The 3,594-nt window shown below is 72.6% G+C and carries 1 protein-coding gene; it reads left to right on the forward strand.

Annotated elements, in window-relative coordinates; all coding sequences use genetic code 11:
- On the forward strand, nucleotides 1-3,594 hold a 3,594-nt coding region (locus ABZU99_RS34630; protein WP_356228164.1), incomplete at both ends, for an amino acid adenylation domain-containing protein.

Raw genomic sequence — 3,594 nt, forward strand, 5'->3', positions numbered from 1 at the left:
GGACCGATGGCATCGGCGGCACCGTTGGCACCGGCGGCACCGATGGCACCGGCGGGACCGCCGGGCTGCTCGCCGCCGGCGTCGAGCGGGTGGTGTGGGACGACCCCACGACGGTGGCGGAGGTCGCGGCGTGCCCGGCCGTCGCGCCGGCCGTCGCGCTGCGTCCCGCCCATCCGGCGTACGTGATCTACACCTCCGGGTCGACCGGCACTCCCAAGGGAGTGGTCGTCACCCATGCCGGTCTCGCCGGCCTGTCGGGCGCCCAGATCGACCGGTTCGGGGTGGGCCCCGGATCGCGGGTGCTCCAGTTCGCGGCGCTCGGCTTCGACGCCTCGGTGTGGGAACTGGTCATGGCATTGGCCTCCGGGGCGGCCCTCGTCACCGCGCCCGCCGACCGGATGCCGCCGCACGGGCCCCTGGAGGACCTTCTCGGCGACTACGGGATTACCCATGCGACCCTGCCGCCGTCGGTGCTCGCCGGCGCCACGAGTTTGCCCGATTGCGTCGGGACGGTCGTCGTCGCGGGCGAGGCCTGCCCGCCGTCCCTGGTGACCGCCTGGTCCCCCCGGCTGGACCTGATCAACGCCTACGGGCCCACCGAGACGACGATCTGCGCGACGATGTCCGCCGCGCTGACCGACGCGCCGGAGCGGACGACCGTGCCGATCGGCGGCCCGGTGTGGAACACGCGGACGTACGTCCTGGACGAGTTCCTGCGCCCGGTGGCGCCGGGAGTCACCGGTGAACTGTATGTGGCCGGGGCCGGTCTGGCGCGCGGGTATGCGGGGCGTGCGGAGCTGACGGCGGAGCGGTTTGTCGCCTGCCCGTACGCGGAGGCCGGTGAACGGATGTACCGCACGGGGGATCTGGCACGGTGGACCGCCGGGGGAGAGCTGGTGTTCGCGGGCCGTGCGGACAACCAGGTAAAGGTGCGGGGGTTCCGGATCGAGCTCGGGGAGATCGAGGCGGTGCTGGCGGCGCACGAGAGCGTCGGTCAGGTCGCGGTCGTCGTCCGCGAGGACCAGCCGGGTGTGAAGCGTCTGATTGCCTACGTCGTTCCGGCAGGCGTTCCGGCAGGCGTCCCGGCAGGCGTTCCGGCAGGTGTCCCGGCAGGCGTTCCGGCAGGCGGAGGCACCGACGGCGAGGCGCTGCGCGCGTTCGCCGCCCGCACCCTGCCGGACTACATGGTCCCGGCCGCCGTCGTGACGCTCGACGCTCTTCCGACGACCGCCAACGGCAAGCTGGACCGGGCCGCGCTGCCCGACCCCGGCCTCGGCGGCGAAGCGGGCCGGGCGCCGACCACCCCGGTGGAAGAGGTCCTGTGCGGGCTGTACGCCGATGTCCTGGGGCTGAAGCGGGTGGGCGCCGACGGCTCGTTCTTCGAGCTCGGCGGCGACTCGCTGCTCGCGATGCGGCTGATCGCCGCCATCCGCTCCACTCTGGATGCCGAGATCAGCATCAGGGAGCTGTTCGCGACACCGACGGTCGAGGGCATCGCCCGTCTGGTGGAGGGCGGCCGAGGCGCCCGGGTCCGGGCCGGGGTGGTCGTCCGGGAGCGGCCCGAGGTGCTGCCGCTGTCCTTCGGGCAGCAGCGCATGTGGGTCCTGAACCGGATGGAGGAGGCCGGCGCCGGCGCGGGTTACAGCGTGCCGCTGGCCCTCCACCTCGCCGGCGCGCTGGACACCGCCGTGCTCCAGGCGGCACTGCACGATGTGGCCGACCGGCATGAGACGTTGCGTACCGTCTTCCCCGGGACCGACGGCGTGCCCCGGCAGGAGGTCCTCCACGGCGCCGCCGGGCGGACCCCGCTGCACGTCCGGAACGTCACCCGCGACGAGTTGACCTCGGCCGTGGCCGACGTTGCGCGCCGGAGCTTCGACCTGACGCGTGACCTTCCGTGGCGGACGGAGTTGCTGGTCGTGTCGGCCACCGAGTCCGTGCTGGTGCTGGTGGCGCATCACATCGCGGTGGACGGCTGGTCCATGGGCGTGCTGGCCCGCGACGTGCGCACGGCGTTCGAGGCCAGGCTGCGGGGCACGGAGCCGGACTGGGTGCCGCTGCCGGTGCAGTACGCGGACTACGCGCTGTGGCAGCGGGAGGTGCTGGGCGACCTGGACCACCCGGACAGCCTGATCAGCGCCCAGGTCGGCTACTGGCGCCAGGCCCTGGCCGACGCGCCCCAGGAGCTGGTCCTGCCCACCGACCGCACCCGGCCCGCGGTCTCGTCGTACCGGGGAGCCTCGGTCCGTATGGAGGTCGACCGCACGTCCCACGCCAGGCTGGCCGACGTCGCCCAGCGGGAGTCGGCGACCATGTTCATGGTGATGCAGGCGGCGCTGGCGATGCTGCTGGCCCGGCTCGGCGCGGGCACCGACATTCCCCTCGGCACCGCGACCGCCGGCCGCGGGGACAGCGCCCTCGACGATCTCGCCGGGTTCTTCCTGAACACCCTGGTGCTGCGCACCGATGTGAGCGGCGATCCGACGTTCGCGGAGCTGCTGGCGCGGGTGCGGGAGACCGACCTGGCGGCCTACGCCCATCAGGACGTGCCCTTCGAGCGGCTCGTGGACGACCTCAACCCGGTGCGCTCGCTGTCCCGGCACCCGCTGTTCCAGATCATGCTGGTCCTCCAGAACCTTCCCCAGGAGGGTGGCTCCTGGGACCTGCCGGAGCTCGACGTGCGGCCGATGCCCACCGAGGACAGCACCGGCGCCCGCTTCGACCTCTCCCTGACGGTGGCCGAGCGCCGCGATGCGCATGGCGATCCGGACGGCATCGTCGGCGACCTCCTGTACGCCACCGACCTGTTCGACGAGAGGACCGCTCGGACCCTCACGTCCCGGCTCGCCCGGGTGCTGGAGCAGGTGGCCGCGGACCCGGGCCTCACGGTGAGTCGGGTGGATGTGCTGGATGGGGTGGAGGAGCACGCGGTGGTGGCGGGGTGGAATGACACCGCCCGGCCATTGCCGGTCCGTACGCTGCCGGAGTTGTTCGCGGCGCAGGTGGCGCGGACGCCGGATGCGGTGGCGGTGGTTGGTCCGGACGCGACGTTGACGTACGCGGAGCTGGAGGCGCGTGCGGAGCGGGTGGCGCGGTGGCTGGTGGGCCGGGGTGTGGGTGTGGAGTGCCGGGTGGGTGTGGTGATGGATCGTTCGGCGGAGCTGGTCGCTGTGCTGTTGGGGGTGGTGAGGGCGGGGGCTGCGTATGTGCCGGTGGATCCGTCGTATCCGGGGGAGCGGGTGCGGCGGATTTTGTCTGGGGCGGTGCCGGAGGTGGTGTTGTGTACGCGGGATCTGGTGGGGCTGGTGTCGGGGTGGGAGGGGTTGTGTGTGGTGTGGGACGATCCGGTGGTGGTGGCCGAGGTGGTGTCGGGCACGCATGCGGGTTCGGCTGTGGGGTCGGTGGGGGTGTCGGCGGGTTCTGCGGTGTATGTGATGTTCACGTCGGGGTCGACGGGTGAGCCGAAGGGGATTGTGGCCACGCATGGGGGTGTGGCGGGGTTGGTGCTGGATGAGGGTTGGTCGGTGGGTGAGGGTGACCGGGTGCTGATGCATGCGCCGCATGCTTTTGACGCGTCGACGTTTGAGGTGTGGG

Source organism: Streptomyces sp. NPDC005266 (assembly GCF_040607655.1).
GTDB lineage: Bacteria > Actinomycetota > Actinomycetes > Streptomycetales > Streptomycetaceae > Streptomyces.